11 protein-coding genes are annotated in these 16,594 nt (G+C 65.7%); 7 read left to right on the top strand and 4 right to left on the bottom strand.

Annotated features, from left to right (window positions below; all coding sequences use genetic code 11):
• Positions 1-13: 13 nt before the first annotated feature.
• On the top strand, positions 14-1,519 hold the full coding sequence (locus C7C56_RS12670) for a tryptophan halogenase family protein (protein WP_106757757.1): 1,506 nt from the start codon (positions 14-16) through the stop codon (positions 1,517-1,519).
• 98 nt (positions 1,520-1,617) lie between these two features.
• Positions 1,618-3,603: an alpha/beta hydrolase family protein gene (locus tag C7C56_RS12665; protein ID WP_106757756.1), complete on the top strand. Its 1,986-nt coding sequence runs from the start codon at positions 1,618-1,620 to the stop codon at positions 3,601-3,603.
• An 82-nt stretch (positions 3,604-3,685) separates the two neighbouring features.
• On the opposite strand, the gene C7C56_RS12660 is transcribed toward C7C56_RS12665, so the two are convergent.
• The gene (locus C7C56_RS12660) at positions 3,686-4,075 is read right to left on the bottom strand and encodes a hypothetical protein (protein WP_106757755.1); all 390 of its coding nucleotides are present in this window, start codon (positions 4,073-4,075) and stop codon (positions 3,686-3,688) included.
• Between the two features lie 519 nt (positions 4,076-4,594).
• Here C7C56_RS12660 and C7C56_RS12655 point away from each other — a divergent pair.
• Together C7C56_RS12655 and C7C56_RS12650 are read left to right on the top strand one after the other, a co-directional pair.
• Complete coding sequence (locus tag C7C56_RS12655; RefSeq protein ID WP_106757754.1) at positions 4,595-6,475, top strand: DEAD/DEAH box helicase; 1,881 nt, start codon at positions 4,595-4,597, stop codon at positions 6,473-6,475.
• Positions 6,476-6,633: 158 nt separating this feature from the next.
• Positions 6,634-7,920 carry an ABC transporter substrate-binding protein gene (locus C7C56_RS12650; RefSeq protein WP_106757753.1) on the top strand — a complete coding sequence of 429 codons (1,287 nt, stop codon included), beginning with the start codon at positions 6,634-6,636 and terminating at the stop codon, positions 7,918-7,920.
• 268 nt (positions 7,921-8,188) lie between these two features.
• On the opposite strand, the gene C7C56_RS12645 is transcribed toward C7C56_RS12650, so the two are convergent.
• From C7C56_RS12645 to C7C56_RS12635, 3 genes are all read right to left on the bottom strand, one after another.
• Positions 8,189-8,944, bottom strand: a complete 756-nt coding sequence (locus tag C7C56_RS12645; RefSeq protein WP_106757752.1) for a hypothetical protein — start codon at positions 8,942-8,944, stop codon at positions 8,189-8,191.
• Between the two features lie 24 nt (positions 8,945-8,968).
• Positions 8,969-10,294 (bottom strand): alpha/beta hydrolase, encoded by a 1,326-nt coding sequence (locus tag C7C56_RS12640; RefSeq protein ID WP_181373154.1) that lies wholly within the window; start codon positions 10,292-10,294, stop codon positions 8,969-8,971.
• 400 nt (positions 10,295-10,694) lie between these two features.
• Positions 10,695-11,972, bottom strand: coding sequence for an MFS transporter (locus tag C7C56_RS12635; protein WP_106757750.1), 1,278 nt, complete (start codon positions 11,970-11,972; stop codon positions 10,695-10,697).
• A 300-nt stretch (positions 11,973-12,272) separates the two neighbouring features.
• Between C7C56_RS12635 and C7C56_RS12630 the strand changes: the two genes are divergently transcribed.
• The 3 genes from C7C56_RS12630 to glk form a co-directional block, all read left to right on the top strand.
• Positions 12,273-13,904, top strand: coding sequence for an alpha-D-glucose phosphate-specific phosphoglucomutase (locus C7C56_RS12630; RefSeq protein WP_106757749.1), 1,632 nt, complete (start codon positions 12,273-12,275; stop codon positions 13,902-13,904).
• A 31-nt stretch (positions 13,905-13,935) separates the two neighbouring features.
• Positions 13,936-15,609 carry an alpha-amylase family glycosyl hydrolase gene (locus C7C56_RS12625; RefSeq protein ID WP_106757748.1) on the top strand — a complete coding sequence of 558 codons (1,674 nt, stop codon included), beginning with the start codon at positions 13,936-13,938 and terminating at the stop codon, positions 15,607-15,609.
• A 138-nt stretch (positions 15,610-15,747) separates the two neighbouring features.
• A partial coding sequence (gene glk, locus C7C56_RS12620) for a glucokinase (protein ID WP_106757747.1) occupies positions 15,748-16,594 on the top strand: 847 nt, incomplete at its 3' end.

Here is a 16,594-nt window from a genome sequence, read left to right as displayed (position 1 = left end):
CGGGGTATTTCTCATGCAACAAAATAACGTCAAAAAGATTGTGATCGTCGGCGGCGGCACCGCCGGCTGGATGGCGGCCGCGTCCTTGTCCAAGATCCTCGGGAACAAGGTCGCGCTCCGGCTCGTCGAGTCCGACGAGATTTCCACGATTGGCGTGGGCGAGTCGACCATCCCGATGATCAAGATGTTCAACCAGGTGCTCGGCATCAACGAGGACGAGTTCATGCGCGAGACCAAGGCGACCTTCAAGCTCGGCATCGAATTCGCCGACTGGGGCAAGCTGGGCGACAAGTACATGCACGGCTTCGGCAAGTTCGGGCAGGACCTGTGGACGGTCGATTTCTACCAGTACTGGCTCAAGATGCACCAGGCCGGCAAGGCGCCCGACCTCGAGAACTATTCGATCAACCGGATGGCAGCCAAGGCCGGAAAATTCATGCGCCCGCCCGCCGACATGGGCAATTCGCCGCTCTCCGAGATCACCTACGCGTTCCACCTCGACGCCGGCCTGTACGCGCGCTACCTGCGCAAGTTCAGCGAGGCGCACGGGGTCGTGCGCACCGAGGGCAAGGTCGCCGAGACCGTGCTCGACCCGGTCAACGGGCACGTGGCGGCGGTGGTGATGGAAAACGGCGAGCGCATCGAAGGCGAGTTGTTCATCGATTGCTCCGGTTTCCGCGGGCTGCTGATCGAGCAGGCGCTCAAGACCGGCTACGAGGATTGGAGCCACTGGCTGCCCTGCGACCGCGCCTACGCGGTGCCGTGCGAGCTGGCCGGCGAGCTGCTGCCGTACACGCGCGCCACCGCGCGCCCGGCCGGATGGCAGTGGCGCATCGGCTTGCAGCACCGCACCGGCAACGGCCATGTGTATTCGAGCAAGTTCATGAGCGACGACGAGGCCGCGTCGATCCTGATGAACAACCTCGACGGCAAGGCGCTGGCCGAGCCCAGGCAACTGCGCTTCGTCACGGGCAAGCGCAAGAAGGTGTGGAACAAGAACGTCGTCGCGATCGGCTTGTCGTCGGGCTTCATGGAGCCGCTCGAGTCGACCAGCATCCATCTGATCCAGTCGACCGTGGCGCGCCTGATCACGTTCTTCCCGGACCGCGGCTTCGACCAGGCCGACGTCGACGAATTCAACCGCCAGTGCGATTTCGAGACCGAAAGGATCCGCGACTTCCTGATCCTGCACTACAACGCGACCGGCCGTGACGACACCCCGTTCTGGGACCACTGCCGCACCATGGTCTTGCCCGAATCGCTGCGCCGCAAGCTCGAGCTGTACAAGGCGCACGGACGCATCGTGCGCGACAACAACGAGCTGTTCGCCGAGGTCGGCTGGCTGCAGGTGATGCATGGACAGGGCATCAAGGCGGGCGGCTACCATCCGCTGGTGGACCTGCTCGGCGAGCGCGAGGTCGGCGAGTATCTCGCGGAGGTCGCCGGCGTGGTCGGAAAATGCGTCTCGGTGATGCCGAGCCATGCCCAGTTCGTCGCCGCGATCATCGCCGCAAAGTAAGGCCGGCAAGGTGTGAGACGGAGGCGGCAAAGCCGCCCTCCGTGCGCGTACGCCTGTATAATTGACAAAATATAAATATAGAAAAAAAGGAAGCCGCCATGCGTTTTGCCAATATCGCCTTGCTGTCCTTCTTCGCGGCGGCCGTGTGCGCCGCGCGCCCGGCTGGCGCCGCCGAAGCCGGCGCGAAGCAGCCCGCGATCGCCAGTTTTTTCCAGAGCGACACCTTCAGCGGCGCCGAACTGTCGCCCAACGGCCGCCACCTCGCGATCCGGATCGCGACGCGCGAAAGCCGCGCCAACCTCGCCGTGCTCGACCTCGCGACGATGAAACTGACGCCGGTCGCCGCCTTCAACGATGTCGACGTCGGCCGCTTCGATTGGGTCAACGACGAGCGGCTGGTGTACAACATGACCGACCTGCGCCTGGCGCGGGGGGAGTTTAGAACCGGTCCCGGCCTGTTCGCGGTCAACCGCGACGGCAGCGCCGAGCGCCAACTGGTGGATCGGACCTATGAATTCGTCAAGTCGAGCGATGACGTGGTGCGGCTCGACCCGCACACACAACTGCTTGGCGTTGGCCACCGCCAGGACAGCAACGACGTCTACGTGGTGCGCGCCGAGTCCTACCAGGGCAAGGACGCCGGACACTTCCTGCTCCAGCGACTCAACACCAAAAACGGCCGCGCGGCCGCGCTCGACCTGCCGCCGAAAACCGTCGAGGCGATGCTCGACGCGCAGGGCGCGGTGCGGGTGGCGGTCACCCGCGACCAGGACCGGCAGGCGCTGCTGTTCAACGATCAGGCCAGCGGCCAATGGCGCACGCTGGCCGAGTTCAAGAGCAACGGCGAAGGCGCGGTGCAGCCGCTGCTGTACGGCCCCGACAATGTGCTGTACGTGGCGGCCAACAACGGCCGCGACAAGAGCGCCGTCTACCGCTACGACCTCGCCGCGGGCAAACTGGAGGCCGCGCCGCTGGTGGCGTCCGACCAGTTCGACATCGACGGCGAATTCATCACCGACGCCGGCAAGGTGCTCGGCTTTCGTTACGAGATCGATGCCGAGGTGACCACCTGGTTCGATCCGGCCATGCAAGCGGGCCAGACGGCGGTCGACGCCCTGCTGGGCGCGACCACCAACCGCATTTCGCGCGGAGCGCGCTCGGAAACCCCGTTCCTGCTGGTCGAGTCATTTTCGGATGTGCAGCCGCCTATCTACCATTTGTTCAATACCGCGACCGGCAAGCTGACCAAGCTTGGCGCCGCCAACGCCGACATCGACCCGCGCCGCATGTCGATCAAAGACATGGTGCGCTACAAGGCGCGCGACGGGCTCGAGATCCCGGCCTACCTGACCCTGCCCGCTGGCGGCGGCGGCAAGAACCTGCCGATGGTGGTGCTGGTCCACGGCGGACCGTACGTGCGCGGCGGCAGCTGGGAGTTCGATCCCGAGGTGCAGTTTCTCGCCTCGCGCGGCTACGCGGTGCTGCAGCCCGAGTTCCGGGGCAGCACCGGCTTCGGAACGCGCCATTTCAAGGCCGGCTGGAAGCAATGGGGACAGGGCATGCAGAACGACATCGCCGACGGCGCCAAATGGGCCATCGCGCAGGGCTACGCCGACCCCAAGCGCATCTGCATCGCCGGCGCCAGTTACGGCGGCTATGCCACCCTGATGGGATTGATCAACGACCCGGGCCTCTTCAAATGCGGCATCAACTGGGTCGGCGTGACCGACATCGGCCTGATGTACACGGTCAAATGGAGCGACCTCGGCGACAGCTGGAAGAAATACGGCATGCCGCAGTTGGTGGGCGACCCCGTCAAGGACGCGCCGATGTTCGAAGCCAATTCGCCCCTGCGCCACGCGGCGCGGCTGCGCCAGCCGCTGCTCATGGCCTACGGCAGCGCCGACGAGCGCGTGCCGCTGGTGCACGGCACGCGCTTCCACGACGCGGTCAAGGCCGGCAACCCCAACGTCGAGTGGGTCGTCTATGACCAGGAGGGGCATGGCTGGAGGTTGCAAAAGACCCGGGTCGATTTCTGGGGGCGCGTTGAAAAATTCCTGGAGCGCAACATCGGCAAGCCCTGAGCGCGGTCATGGCGCGGCCCTTGGTCGGGGCGCCTTGCCGCAGGATGAGTCATTCGCAGATATTGAACTCTTCCCTGCAAGGTTATTGCAGCCACGTCTTCAGTAAAATGGGCGAGCTGGCGTAAGAGTGTCGGCAGCCGTCGCCCAAGCCCGCGCCAGCACGTCTGCCGCCCGACAAACCGTAATATCGGACCGCAAGGAAGTGAACGTGTCCACAGCCCGCTTGTGGCTTGTGCAGCGCCTCGATCGAGTCCAGAAAGCGCGCCTGGGCGGGAAGGATCTGGAATTGGGTGCCACCGAAGGGGAACAGGGCGCCCTGGTCGGGGATCGCGATGATGCGCCCCTCGGTCTTGCCCTGGGCGCAGAAGTGCGGCACGAGACGCGACCAGATCGACGAGATCAGCAGTTTGGTCTCGGAGCCGTTGAACCCGTGCGGCGATGATGTCGGGGTCGGCGTGCGAGGCGAGCACATATTTGCGCTGCTTGGCCGGGAAGTATTCGCTCATCGCGATGAAATAGCTCGTTTTAGCTCAGCACCCCACCCGGATCGAGCAAAATCGCGTTGCCGTTTTGAACGAACAGGAACTGGTTCGACTGCACCGACTCGCCCTCCGCGCCCTCGGACAGATCGGAAAAATCAGGCGGATGTGCGCTCCGTTGTTGAATAATTCGACTGTCATAATGTCCATACCGTTAAGATGGGTATATCGTGGCGCGGGTATTAACTATTGGCAACAAGTGCTGTCGTCGGCGCAAGGTTAAGCCGGCTCACGCCCGATTCGCGCCGTTTTGACCCGTTTGCGCCCGTTTGCGCCCGTTTGCGCCCGTATGCGCCCTTTTGCGACCTTTTGCGCATTCTGAAGCTTGAAAAAGGGGCGATGGGCAGTAATGGCCGCCAAAATAGGCGATTTAAATACAGATCGCGCCGCAAAAGAGTAAACTGTAGGATGCTTTCCCGTCGGGCGAGCTAGTCAAATTTTGTGAGTGTCCTATGTCTGAAACCCCTGTCATGCTGTTTTCCGAACTTAACCTGAGCGCCCAAGTGCTGAAGGTTATCAAAGAAGTCGGCTACGAAACCCCGTCGCCGATCCAGGCCGCGACGATCCCGCTGCTGCTGGCCAATCGCGATGTGCTGGGGCAGGCCCAGACCGGGACCGGCAAAACGGCCGCGTTCGCGCTGCCGATCCTGTCCAACATCGACATCAAACAACAGTCGCCGCAGGCGCTGGTGCTCGCGCCCACGCGCGAACTGGCGATCCAGGTGGCCGAGGCGTTCCAGAAGTACGCGACCCACATCAAGGACTTCCACGTGCTGCCGATCTACGGCGGCCAGAGCTACGGCCCGCAATTGTCGGCCCTGCGCCGCGGCGTGCACGTCATCGTCGGCACCCCGGGCCGCGTGATCGACCACCTCGACAAGGGCTCGCTCGACCTGTCCAAGCTCAAGACGCTGGTGCTCGACGAGGCCGACGAGATGCTGCGCATGGGCTTTATCGACGACGTCGAACAGATCCTGCAAAAAACCCCGGCCACGCGCCAGACCGCGCTGTTCTCGGCCACCATGCCGTCGGCCATCAAGCGCATCGCCAAGACCTACCTGCGCGACCCGGCCGAGGTGACCGTGGCCGCCAAGACCGGCACCGCCGACAACATCCGCCAGCGCTACTGGATGGTGAGCGGCATGCAAAAGCTCGAGGCGCTCACCCGCATCCTCGAGGCCGAGCCGTTCGACGGCATGATCATCTTCGCCCGCACCAAGCTCGGCACCGAGGAGCTGGCCTCCAAGCTGCAGGCGCGCGGCTTCGCCGCCACCGCCATCAACGGCGACATGCAGCAGACTCAGCGCGAGCGCACCATCGAGCAGCTCAAGAACGGCAAGATCGACATCCTGGTCGCCACCGACGTCGCCGCGCGCGGCCTCGACGTCGAGCGCATCAGCCACGTGATCAACTACGACGTGCCATCCGACCCGGAGAGCTACACCCACCGCATCGGCCGCACCGGCCGCGCCGGGCGCAGCGGCGAGGCCATCCTGTTCATCACCCCGCGCGAGCAGGGCCTGCTCAAGGCGATCGAACGGGCCACCCGCCAGCCGGTCGCGCCATTGACGCTGCCGACCGTCAAGGCCGTCAACGACGTGCGCATCGCCAAGTTCAAGGACCAGATCACCGAGGCGATTGCCGCCGGCGGCCTCGACGTGTTCCGCTCGCTGATCGAGGAATACGAGACCGAGCTCAACGTGCCGGCGATCGAAATCGCCGCCGCGCTGGCCAAGCTGGCGCGCGGCGACGTGCCGCTGCTGCTCGAAAAACCCAACCGCGACGCCAAGGCGGCGCCCTCGTGGCAGGAAGAAAAACCGATGGCGCGCAGCACCCGCCCCGACGCGCCGGCCCGCGCCGAGCGCTTCGAGCGCGACGCGCCGCCGGCCGCCTTCAAGCCGGCGCGCGAGCGCAACATCCGTCCGCCCGAGGAGGGCATGGGCACCTTCCGCATCGAGGTCGGCCACGCGCACGGCGTCAAGCCGGGCAACATCGTCGGCGCCATCGCCAACGAGGCGGGCATCGAATCGAAGTACATCGGCCGCATCGAGATCTTCGACGACTACAGCACGCTCGATCTGCCGGCCGACATGCCGCCCGACCTGGTCGACCACCTCAAAACCGTGTGGGTCGCCGGCCAGCAGCTCAACATCACGCGCGAGGGCGAGACGCCGGCGGGACCTAGCGCCAAAAAGTCGTCGTTCGCGCCGCCCAAAAAAGCGGGCGACCGCCGCTTTGCCGAAAAGGGCGCCGGCGCCAAGCCGGCCGGCAAGTCCTACGATTCGGCCAAGCCGAAGACGCTGCACCGCAAGGGGCCGCCCAAGGCCGTGTAAGCCGCGCTTGCGCACCGCGCGCGCACGCAAAAAGGGCCACGCTTGCGTGGCCCTTTTTTTATCAACTGTGCTTGCCCCGGGGCGGGTAATGGAATATTGTCTGTGTACAAGATGCATCCAAGTAATGCGTCTACCATCCCAACAAAAGGAGAGAGACAATGTTTGGAAAAATCTTAAGCCGGGGCGCCTTCCCGCGCCGCGCCCTGGCAGTCGCGCTGGCCATGTTCGGCGCCGGCTCGGCGCAGGCGGTCGAAGTGACCATCGCCTGCGGTTCGGTCGGCACCGATGTGGAAATCTGCAAGAAGCTGACGGCCGAATGGTCGGCCAAGACCGGTAACACCGTAAAAATCTTCGCCGCGCCGGAATCGAGCACCGAGCAACTGGCCCTGTACCGCAAGCAGTTCGCCGCCAAGTCGGGCGAGGTCGACGTGCTCTCGGTCGACGTGGTGTGGCCGGGCATCATCAAGGAGCATCTGCTCGACCTGACCCCGTTCGCCAAGGGCGTGCAAAAGCAGCATTTCCCGGCCATCATCAACAACAACACGGTCGGCGGCAAGCTGCTCGCCATGCCGTGGTTCACCGACGCCGGCCTGCTGTACTACCGCAAGGACCTGCTCGGCAAGCACCAGGCCAAGGTGCCCGGGACGTGGCTGCAGCTGGCCGCCACCGCGCAAAAAATCCAGGACGCCGAGCGCAAGGAGGGCAACGCGAACATGCAGGGCTATGTGTTCCAGGGCAAGGCCTACGAGGGCTTGACCTGCAACGCGCTCGAGTGGATCGCCGGCAATGGCGGCGGCACCGTCGTCGAGCGCGACGGGCGCATCAGCATCAACAACGAAAAAGCGGCCAAGGCGCTCGACCTGATCGCCAGCTGGCCGGGCACCATCTCGCCGAAGAATGTCGTCACCTTCGCCGAGGAGGAGTCGCGCGGCGTGTTCCAGAGCGGCAACGCGGTCTTCATGCGCAACTGGGCCTACGTGTGGAACATGGCGCAAAAGGACGGCAGCCGCATCAAGGACAAGATCGGGGTCGCGGCGTTGCCGCGCGGGGTGGGCGGCAAGAGCGCCTCCACGCTCGGCGGCTGGCAGCTGGCCGTGTCTGCCTACTCCGAGCACCAGAAGGAGGCCGCCGATCTCGTGATGTTCTTGACGAGCAAACAAATGCAGAAGAAGCGCGCGCTCATGGTCGGCACGCTGCCGACCTATCCGGCGCTCTACACCGACCCCGAGGTGCTCGCCGCCGCGCCGTATTTCACGGCCCTGGTCGACGCGTTCAACATGGCCAGCGCGCGGCCGTCGTCGGTCACGGCCGACAAGTACAACGCGGTCTCGGCGGTGTTGTGGAGCGCCGCCCAGGACGTGCTGACCAAGAAGGCGAGCGGGGCCGAGAGCGTGGCCAAACTCGAGAAGGAGCTGATCAAGATCCGCAAGGGCGACAAGTGGTAGCCCGGGCGCGTCGCGCGCGCGAGATGCCGCTGCGGCCTTAGCGCATTGGTCCGCCCCGGACGCAAAAAAAACCACGCGACTGCGTGGTTTTTTTGTCGCCGCGCCGAGTCAGAGGCTGAGAGTTTTTCGGGCGTGTCCGCTCAGCACGCCAGAAAGCGGCAGATCGAGGCGCGAAGCACAGCCACAGCGGGCTATGGCGAGCATTTGCAACGACGAACTGGCGCTTTCTGGCGTGCTGAGCGGGCATGATCGAAAGACTCTCAGCCTCTCAGGGCTGGAGCGAGGGCTGGGCCGGCTGCCCGCCAAGCGTGAACTGAAGCAGTGTCGCATCGGGCCAGGCGGCATCGCCGAGCGGCGCGTTGAAGCGGCCCGATAGTTTGGAGAGCTTCATTTCGCGACCGTCCGCGCTCAGGGTGATGGCGTCGTACTGCCCGGGCGCATCCATGCCGATGTTTGAATCGGATTTGCAAATGTTGAGCCCGAACAGGCCGAAGGTGCCGAGTATCGCGCGCGCGGCCAGCAGGTCGGCTTTGGCGATCTCGACTTGGACCTCGCAAGCGAGGCGCAGGTCGCCCAGCCGCCTCACATGGGCCGGCAAGCCCGGGGTGCTCACCTCGATGTTGGGATGCCTGTATTCCTCGGGCGCGAAGTGCCGCCCGCGAACGACCACATCGGCCTTCCCGGCGCCCGTCCGGGTCTCGCGCGTGAGCGTGAAACTATTGTCCGGCGCGGTCTGCAGCTTGATCGGATCTTGCGCCAGGGCGATTTCTACCGTTGTGTCCGGCGCAAGCGAAATGCCCTTCGGCAGTTTGAAGCGCAGCGTCGCCCCGGGGGCGAGTTCGGCGCTGCGCCGTTCGAACAGGTCCAGGCCGGAGAGCAGCGCGCGGTACTTCCACGCCACCGGCTTGCCGGCCGGGACGGTGCCGGCGCCTTCGGGCGCCGGCGTTTGTAAGGGTTCGGCGGCGCCGGCGGCGTGGGCGAAAAACGCGGCCGCGACCAGGCCCAGGGTGAATTGTTTTTTCATTGTTCTCGTTTTGGTTGAATTGAATTAACGCTGTTTTACGACGAACGCGGCGATGCGTTTGAGCGCGATGGGCGCGATCGTTTCGTCGATCTGGCCGTACTCGTCCTCCTTGCCGGTCTTGGCGGTCTGGAACAGGTGGTTGAGCGAGGGCAGCACCTCCGACTCGACCATGCGGTTGCCGCCCGCCTTGAGGGTGGCGACCAGGCCGCCCAGGTTTTCCTCGGCGGGCACTTGGTGGTCGAGGCTGCCGTTGAGCAGCAACACCGGGCTGCGGACGCGGCGCCAGTCGGCCGGCGGGTTGGAGCGCAGCGCCGCGATCATGAACGGTTTGGCCGCCCAGTCGAGGGAAAGCGAGCCCCCGTCCATCTTGAATTTTTTAACCAGTTCCATCACTCCGGCCGGCTGCGTCTGCTGGAAAGCCTTGAGCGCGGCGATGCGCGGCGCGGCCTCGTCGTGTGCCATGAGCACGTCGTAAAAACCGCGCACATACGCCATCAGGCGCTCGACCTGCGCCGGATCGGCGCCGTGGTCCTTGGCCACGACGCGGTCCTGCACCAGCATCGTGTCGAGGCCGTTCATGCCGATGCCGGCCATGGAGACGAGGAAGTCGACCGATTTCGGATCGCGCGCGGCCACCGCGGCGGCCAGCCCGGGACCTTCGCTAAGGCCGATGACGCCGACGCGCTTGAATTCCTTGCGCGCCTTCATGGCCTTGACGACCGCGTGCAGATCGTCGATCAGGTGCGCGGTGGTGTGCTGTTCGTAGTCGCCGGTCGAGCGCGCGTTGCCGCGCTTGTCGTAGCGCAGCACCGCCACCCCCTGGCGCGCGAGATGGTCGGCCAGTACGGCGAAGTGTTTGTGGCCCAGCACGCCGAGGTCGCGCGTGCCCGGGCCGCTGCCATGCACCAGCACCACCACGTTCGGATTGGTCGTGCCGTTTGGGATCGAGAGCGTCGCGCCCAGCGTCACGCCGTTGGCGCCGGCGATGGCCAGCGTCTCATCCTTGTACGGGAAGGGGCCCTTGGGGGTCTGCGGCCGCGCTTTTGCGGGGAAGGCGGCGACCTGCCTTAGCTCGAACTTCAAAGGGGCGTCGCCCTGCTTCCATTCGCCATCGAAGTGGTCCTTGTCCCAGGTCAGTTTGAGCGTGAAGACGGCATGCTTGAGCGACACGGAGGCGCCTTCTTCCAGGGCCGATTGAAGCGGAATGTCATACGCGTCCTGGTCCGGGCTCGCCACGCTGGCCCAGATTGTGCCGTCGGCGCGGGCGAAGATCTCGGCGCCGATTTTGACCGTTTGCCCCTCGGGAATCTTCATGTCGCCGAGCCAGTGGCCGGGATGGTCTTTCAGCACGCCGGCTTGGGCGGCTGGCTGGAAAACGAGAAAAATTGCCAGGGGAAGTGCTTTCCAAAAATGCGTTTTCATAGGTATCCGGTGGGTTGTGGGTGTCGCGTTACATGAATACTTTGGTGGTGTTGTACTTAACTATAACAGCGAATTGATGTTTATGCAGTGTTTTTCTTGCGGTGGGCGGGTGGAGTGGCCCGTTGCGGGCCGTGCGGGGGAGGAGATTTTTGGGCGGAGTGACGCGTCGTTTCTGGCGCGGTCATACACATTTGAATGGAGGCGCACCAAGCTATACAAAAATGCATACCCGGCGCGGCTGACCCCGTAAATGGCGGTGTCGCGAGCGCAATCCGCCGGCGCCAAGCCAGCGGGATTGCCCCGTCAATTTCGGGTGTTGAGCCTTGGCCTAGTGCGCCGGCGCCAGTGCAGGATTGCCCTGCGGCGCGTTCGCCGTCTCGCCGACCAGTGCCCACAGCGCCGCCGAAACGGCCAGACAGCCGCCGCAAATCATGAACAGCACGCTTTGGTCGGCGGACACCTTGAGCACATACCCGACACCGGTCGCCAACAACTGCGGAATCACCACCGACAGGTTGAAGATTCCCATGAAAAAGCCCATGCGGCTCTTGTCGACCTTTTCGCTCATGATCGCGAACGGCAGGCTGACCACCGCGCTCCAGCCGATCCCGACCACCGCCATGAGCGCGTACAGCATCAGCGGCGTGCGCGCCATCGTGGCGATCAGCAGGTAGCCGAGCGCCATCACGGCGACGCAGCCGATCTGGGTTTTGACGCGCCCGATTTTGCTCGCCAGCGGCGCCAGCACCAGCGCCGGCAGCAGGAAGCCGACCACGTTCATGACCGCGAACGAGATCGCGATGACCTTGCCCGACTGCGCGCTCATCTCGGCCGCCGTGGCGCCGGCCGGCACGATGTGCTGCTGAATGAAGGCGATGATGTAGACAAACATCGACTGGATCCCTATCCACGAAAAGCCGTGCGCCAGGTAGATGCGCCAGAGCTGGTTCCATTCGGTCGCGGTGGCGGCCACGGTTTCGGACTTGACGCTCAGTTCGCGCGGTTCGGTCACGAAGAACATCGGCGCCAGTGAGAACACCAAAATGATCACCACGCCGACCGAGATGAGCGCGTAATTGTCGATGAAGGCGCCGATCAGGTAGGCCGCCACGCCCCAGAAGCCCGAGATGGTCTGCATCCAGGTGTAGCCCTTGGTGCGGGCGGCGCCGTCCGGGGTGACGTCGGCGATCAGCGCGCGCGTGGGGTTGAAGCCGATGTTGATCGACAGGTCGAGCGTGAGCGCGACGATGACGGCGACGATGACGAGGTTGCCGATGCCGAGGAACTGGCCGACCACGTCGATGCGCGGCAGCAGGAACACCATCAGCGCGGCGAGCACGCCGCCGATCATGATGAACGGGCGCCGCCGTCCGCCCCAGAACCAGGTCTTGTCGCTGATGAAGCCGATCGCGACCTGGCCCAGGATGCCGGCCAGCGGCCCGGCCGCCCAGACGATCCCGATCTGGTGGATCTCGAGGCCGAACTTGGTGCTCAGCAACCAGCTCAGCGCCGATATCTGGATGCACAGCGCGAACCCCATCGCCGTCGACGGCAGGCTGATGATCGCGTAAAAGGAGTTGCTCAAGCGCTTCTGTAGATCCAGCATGGTGTCCCCATCGATGTGATTTTATGGTGGCGGCTCTGTTGTTTGACTACAAAACTCCAGCCTAAAGGCCGCCTTAATTTTTATTGTACTATGAACACGTTCGATTTGACACTTGGAAATGATCATGTTACTTTGCTACAAATAGGTTCGCTCCAAAAAATAACCAGGCGATCCGGTCGATTCCTGGCAGGGCCGCCGCGCGCGCCGGGTCATTGATGCGCGAATCACCTTTCGACGCCGCCGGCGGCGGGCCGCGTATGTTAACCTGCTGAGATTGACCAATTGCCCACAGGAGTGGAAATGAGCGTTCGCACCATCGCAACACAACCGATCGACGGACAGCGCCCCGGCACCTCGGGCCTGCGCAAGAAAGTCGTTGAATTTTGCCGCCCGCACTACCTCGAAAACTTCGTCCAGGCCATTTTCAACACCCTCGGCGACTGCGCCGGGCAGACCCTGGTGCTCGGCGGCGACGGCCGCTACTTCAACCGGCCCGCGATCCAGATCATCGTGCGCATGGCCGCCGCGCACGGCTTCGAGCGGGTGCTGGTGGGGCAGGGCGGGATCCTGTCGACGCCGGCGCTCAGTTGCGTGGTGCGCAAGCGCGGCGCGCTCGGCGGCATCATCCTGTCGGCCAGCCACAATCCGGGCGGACCCGACGGCGACTTCGGCATCAAGTACAACGCGGCCAACGGCGGCCCGGCGCCCGAAAAAATCACCGACGCGATCTACGCGCAAACCCGGTCGATCGGCCAGTACTTCACCATCGACGCACCCGACATCGACCTCGACACGCTTGGGGCGGCCAGCGTCGGCGCGCTGCGCGTCGAGGTGATCGACCCGGTCGCCGACTACGCCGAGCTGATGGGCGAGCTGTTCGACTTCGGCGCGATCCGGGCGCTGTTCGCGGGCGGCTTCACGATGTGCTTCGACGGCATGTGCGCCGTCGGCGGACCGTACGCGCACGCGATCCTCGAGGGCGCGCTCGGCGCGCCGCGCGGCACCGTCATTAACGGCGTGCCGCTCGAGGACTTCGGCGGCCACCACCCCGACCCGAACCCGGTCAACGCGGCCGAACTGATCGCCCTCATGGACGGACCGTCCGCGCCCGACTTCGGCGCCGCCTCCGACGGCGACGCCGACCGCAACATGATCGTCGGGCGCGGCATCGCCGTCACGCCCTCGGACAGCCTGGCCATCATCGCGGCCAACGCCACGGTGGCGCCGGGCTACGCGGGCGGCATCAAGGGCGTGGCGCGCTCGATGCCGACCTCGGGCGCGGCCGACCGCGTGGCCGCCGCGCTCGGCGTGCCGTGCTACGAGACCCCGACCGGCTGGAAGTTCTTCGGCAACCTCATGGACGCCGGCCTGGTCACGCTGTGCGGCGAGGAGAGCTACGGCACCGGCTCGGACCACGTGCGCGAGAAGGACGGCCTGTGGGCGGTGCTGTTCTGGCTCAACCTGCTCGCCGCCAGCGGCAAGCCGGTCGGCCAGATCGTGCGCGGGCACTGGGCCCGCTTCGGCCGCAATTACTACTCGCGCCACGACTACGAGGCGGTCGAGTCGAACGCGGCCGCGCAGCTCATGGCCGACCTGCGCGCGCAACTGCCAAGCCTGGCCGGGCGGACCATGGACGGCCACACGATCGCGCTGGCCGACGATTTCGCCTACACCGATCCGGTCGACCACTCGGTCTCGCTCGGGCAGGGCGTGCGCATCATCATGGACGACGGCTCGCGCATCGTGCTGCGCCTGTCGGGCACCGGCACCGAGGGCGCGACCATCCGCCTGTACCTCGAAAAATACGAGGCCGATCCGGCGCGCCACGACTTCGACACGCAAACCGCGCTGGCCGGCCTGGCCGCGCTGGCCGAACGAATCGCCGGCATCGCCGCGCGCACGGGCCGCGGCGGCCCGAGCGTGATCACCTGACAGCCCCACACCCACCGACAGGAACCCCAACATGAAATTATCCGCCCTTGCACTGTCCCTCGGCGTCGCCCTCGGCGCGCTCGCAGCACCGGCCGCGGCGTGCGCGTTCAGCGCGCCCAAGCCGTTCGCCTGGGAGAACGCGACCGTCTACTTTTTGCTCACCGACCGCTTCCACAACGGCAACCCGGCCAACGACCTGGCCTACGGGCGCAAGGCCGACGCCGCCACGCTGCGCGGCTTCATGGGCGGCGACCTGGCCGGCGTCACGGCCAAGATCAAGGCCGGCTACTTCAAGGACCTCGGGGTGGACGCGCTCTGGATCACGCCGCCGGTCGAGCAGATCCACGCCGGCACCGACGAGGGCACCGGCAAATCCTACGGCTTCCACGGCTACTGGGCGCGCGACTTCACCGCCGTCGACGCCAACCTCGGCACCGAGGCCGACATGCGCACGCTGGTCGACACCGCCCACGCGCACGGGATCCGGGTGCTGCTCGACGTGGTCATGAACCACACCGGCCCGGTGACCGAATCGGACCCGGTGTGGCCGGCCGACTGGGTCCGCACCGGCCCCACCTGCACCTACAAGGACGCGCCGACCACGACCGACTGCACCCTGGTGAAAAACCTGCCCGACGTGCTCACCGCCAGCGACGCGAACGTGGCGCTGCCGCCGGCGCTGGTGGCCAAGTGGAAGGCCGAAAACCGCTACGAGCGCGAGGTGGCCGAGCTCGACGCGTTCTTCAAGCGCACCGGCTATCCGCGCGCGCCGCGCTACTACCTGGTCAAGTGGCACACCGACTGGGTGCGCAAGTACGGCTTCGACGGCTTCCGCGCCGACACCGCCAAGCACACCGAGCCGGGCATCTGGAAGGAGCTCAAAAAAGAGGCCGGCGCCGCGTTCGAGGACTGGAAGCGCGCCAATCCCAAAAAACGCGTCGGCGACACCCCGTTCTACATGACGGCCGAGGTCTACAACTATGCGATCGGCCACGGCCACCAGTTCGACATGGGCAACAACACCCAGGTCGACTTCTTCGCCAACGGCTTCGACAGCCTGATCAACTTCAGCCTCAAGGGCGACGCCAGCAAGCCCTACGAGGAGATCTTCAGCGCCTACTCCGACAGCCTGAACGGCCCGCTCAAGGGCCACTCGGTGCTCAACTATCTGAGCTCGCACGACGACGGCAGCCCGTTCGACGTCGAGCGCAAGCGCCCGTTCGAGACCGCCACCAAGCTGCTGCTCACGCCCGGCGCGGTGCAGATCTACTACGGCGACGAGACCGCGCGCGCGCTCAAGGTCGACGGCGCCGAGGGCGACGCCAACCTGCGAAGCTTCATGAACTGGGGCGAGCTGGCCGCCAACGCGAAGCGCGACGGCTACCGCGTGGCCGATGTGCGCCGCCACTGGAGCCGGCTCGGCCTGTTCCGCCAGGCCCACCCGGCCGTCGGCGCCGGCGTGCACCGCAAGCTGGCCGACAGCCCGTACACCTTCGCGCGCACCTACGCCAAAGGCGGCGTGAGCGACAAGGTGGTCGTCGCGCTCGACCTGCCGGCGGTGCGGGCGACCCCGGTGTCGGTGGCCGCGGTGTTCAAGGACGGCGAGCTGGTGCGCGACTACTATTCGGGCAAGCGGGCCAAGGTGGCGGGCGGCAAGGTGCGCTTCGACGCCGCCAATCCGATCGTCCTGATCGGCAAACCATAGCGCGCGGAGGTGGCACGATGCTGGCCTGATGGTCGAGGGATGGTAGTAAACGCGCGGTAAATTTTGGTGCATTTGCAACAATAGGGTATGCTACGCGCGATCGGGAACGCCCGTTCCCAGCTGCCCTATTGAGTTGCGATGACCAAAGACCTCGACCCCGAACAAAAATTCAGCCGCACCGCGTACGCGGACGGCCCGCGCCTGCTCGCCGACATCGGCGCGACCCACGCCCGTTTCGCCCTCGAGACTGCGCCCGGGGTGCTGCGTTCGGTGAGCGTGCTCAAATGCGACGACTACCCGGGCATCGTGCCGCTGCTGCACTCCTACCTGGCCGACCATCCGGGCATCCGCCTGAACCACGCCGCGTTCGCGCTGGCGAACCCGATCAGCGGCGACATGATCCGCATGACCAACCGCGACTGGGCCTTCTCGACCGACGAGGTGCGGCGCGAGCTGGGCCTCAACACGCTGCTGATCGTCAACGACTTCACCGCGCTGGCGATGTCGCTGCCTGGCCTGGCGGGCAAGGACCTGTTGCGGGTGGGGCCGGGCGAGCCGGCCGCCAACGCCGTCGTCGGCGTGCTCGGGCCGGGCACCGGGCTTGGCGTGTCGGGCGTGATCCCCACGCTCGACGGTTTTGTGACGCTCGGCAGCGAGGGCGGGCACGTCAATTTCGCGCCGGCCGACGAGCGTGAGTTCGCGATCCTGCAGTTCGCGTGGCGGGAGTGGCCGCACGTGTCGAACGAGCGCCTGATCTCCGGCCCCGGGATGGAGATCATCTACCGCGCGCTGGCCGAGCGCAACGGCGTGGCGGCCGGGCCGCGCAGCTCGCCCGAGATCATCAGCGGCGCGCTCGAGGACAAGGACGCGCTGTGCCTCGAGGTGCTCGAGTGCTTCTGCGCCATGCTTGGCGGCGCGGCCGCCAACCTGGCCGTGACGCTGGGCGCGTTCGGCGGCATCTTCATCGGCGGCGGCATCGTGCCGC

Origin of the sequence: Massilia glaciei, assembly GCF_003011895.2 — a bacterium.
GTDB lineage: Bacteria > Pseudomonadota > Gammaproteobacteria > Burkholderiales > Burkholderiaceae_D > Telluria_A > Telluria_A glaciei.
Note: the sequence above shows the minus strand (reverse complement) of the source record. Positions and strands in the feature narration are given on the sequence as shown.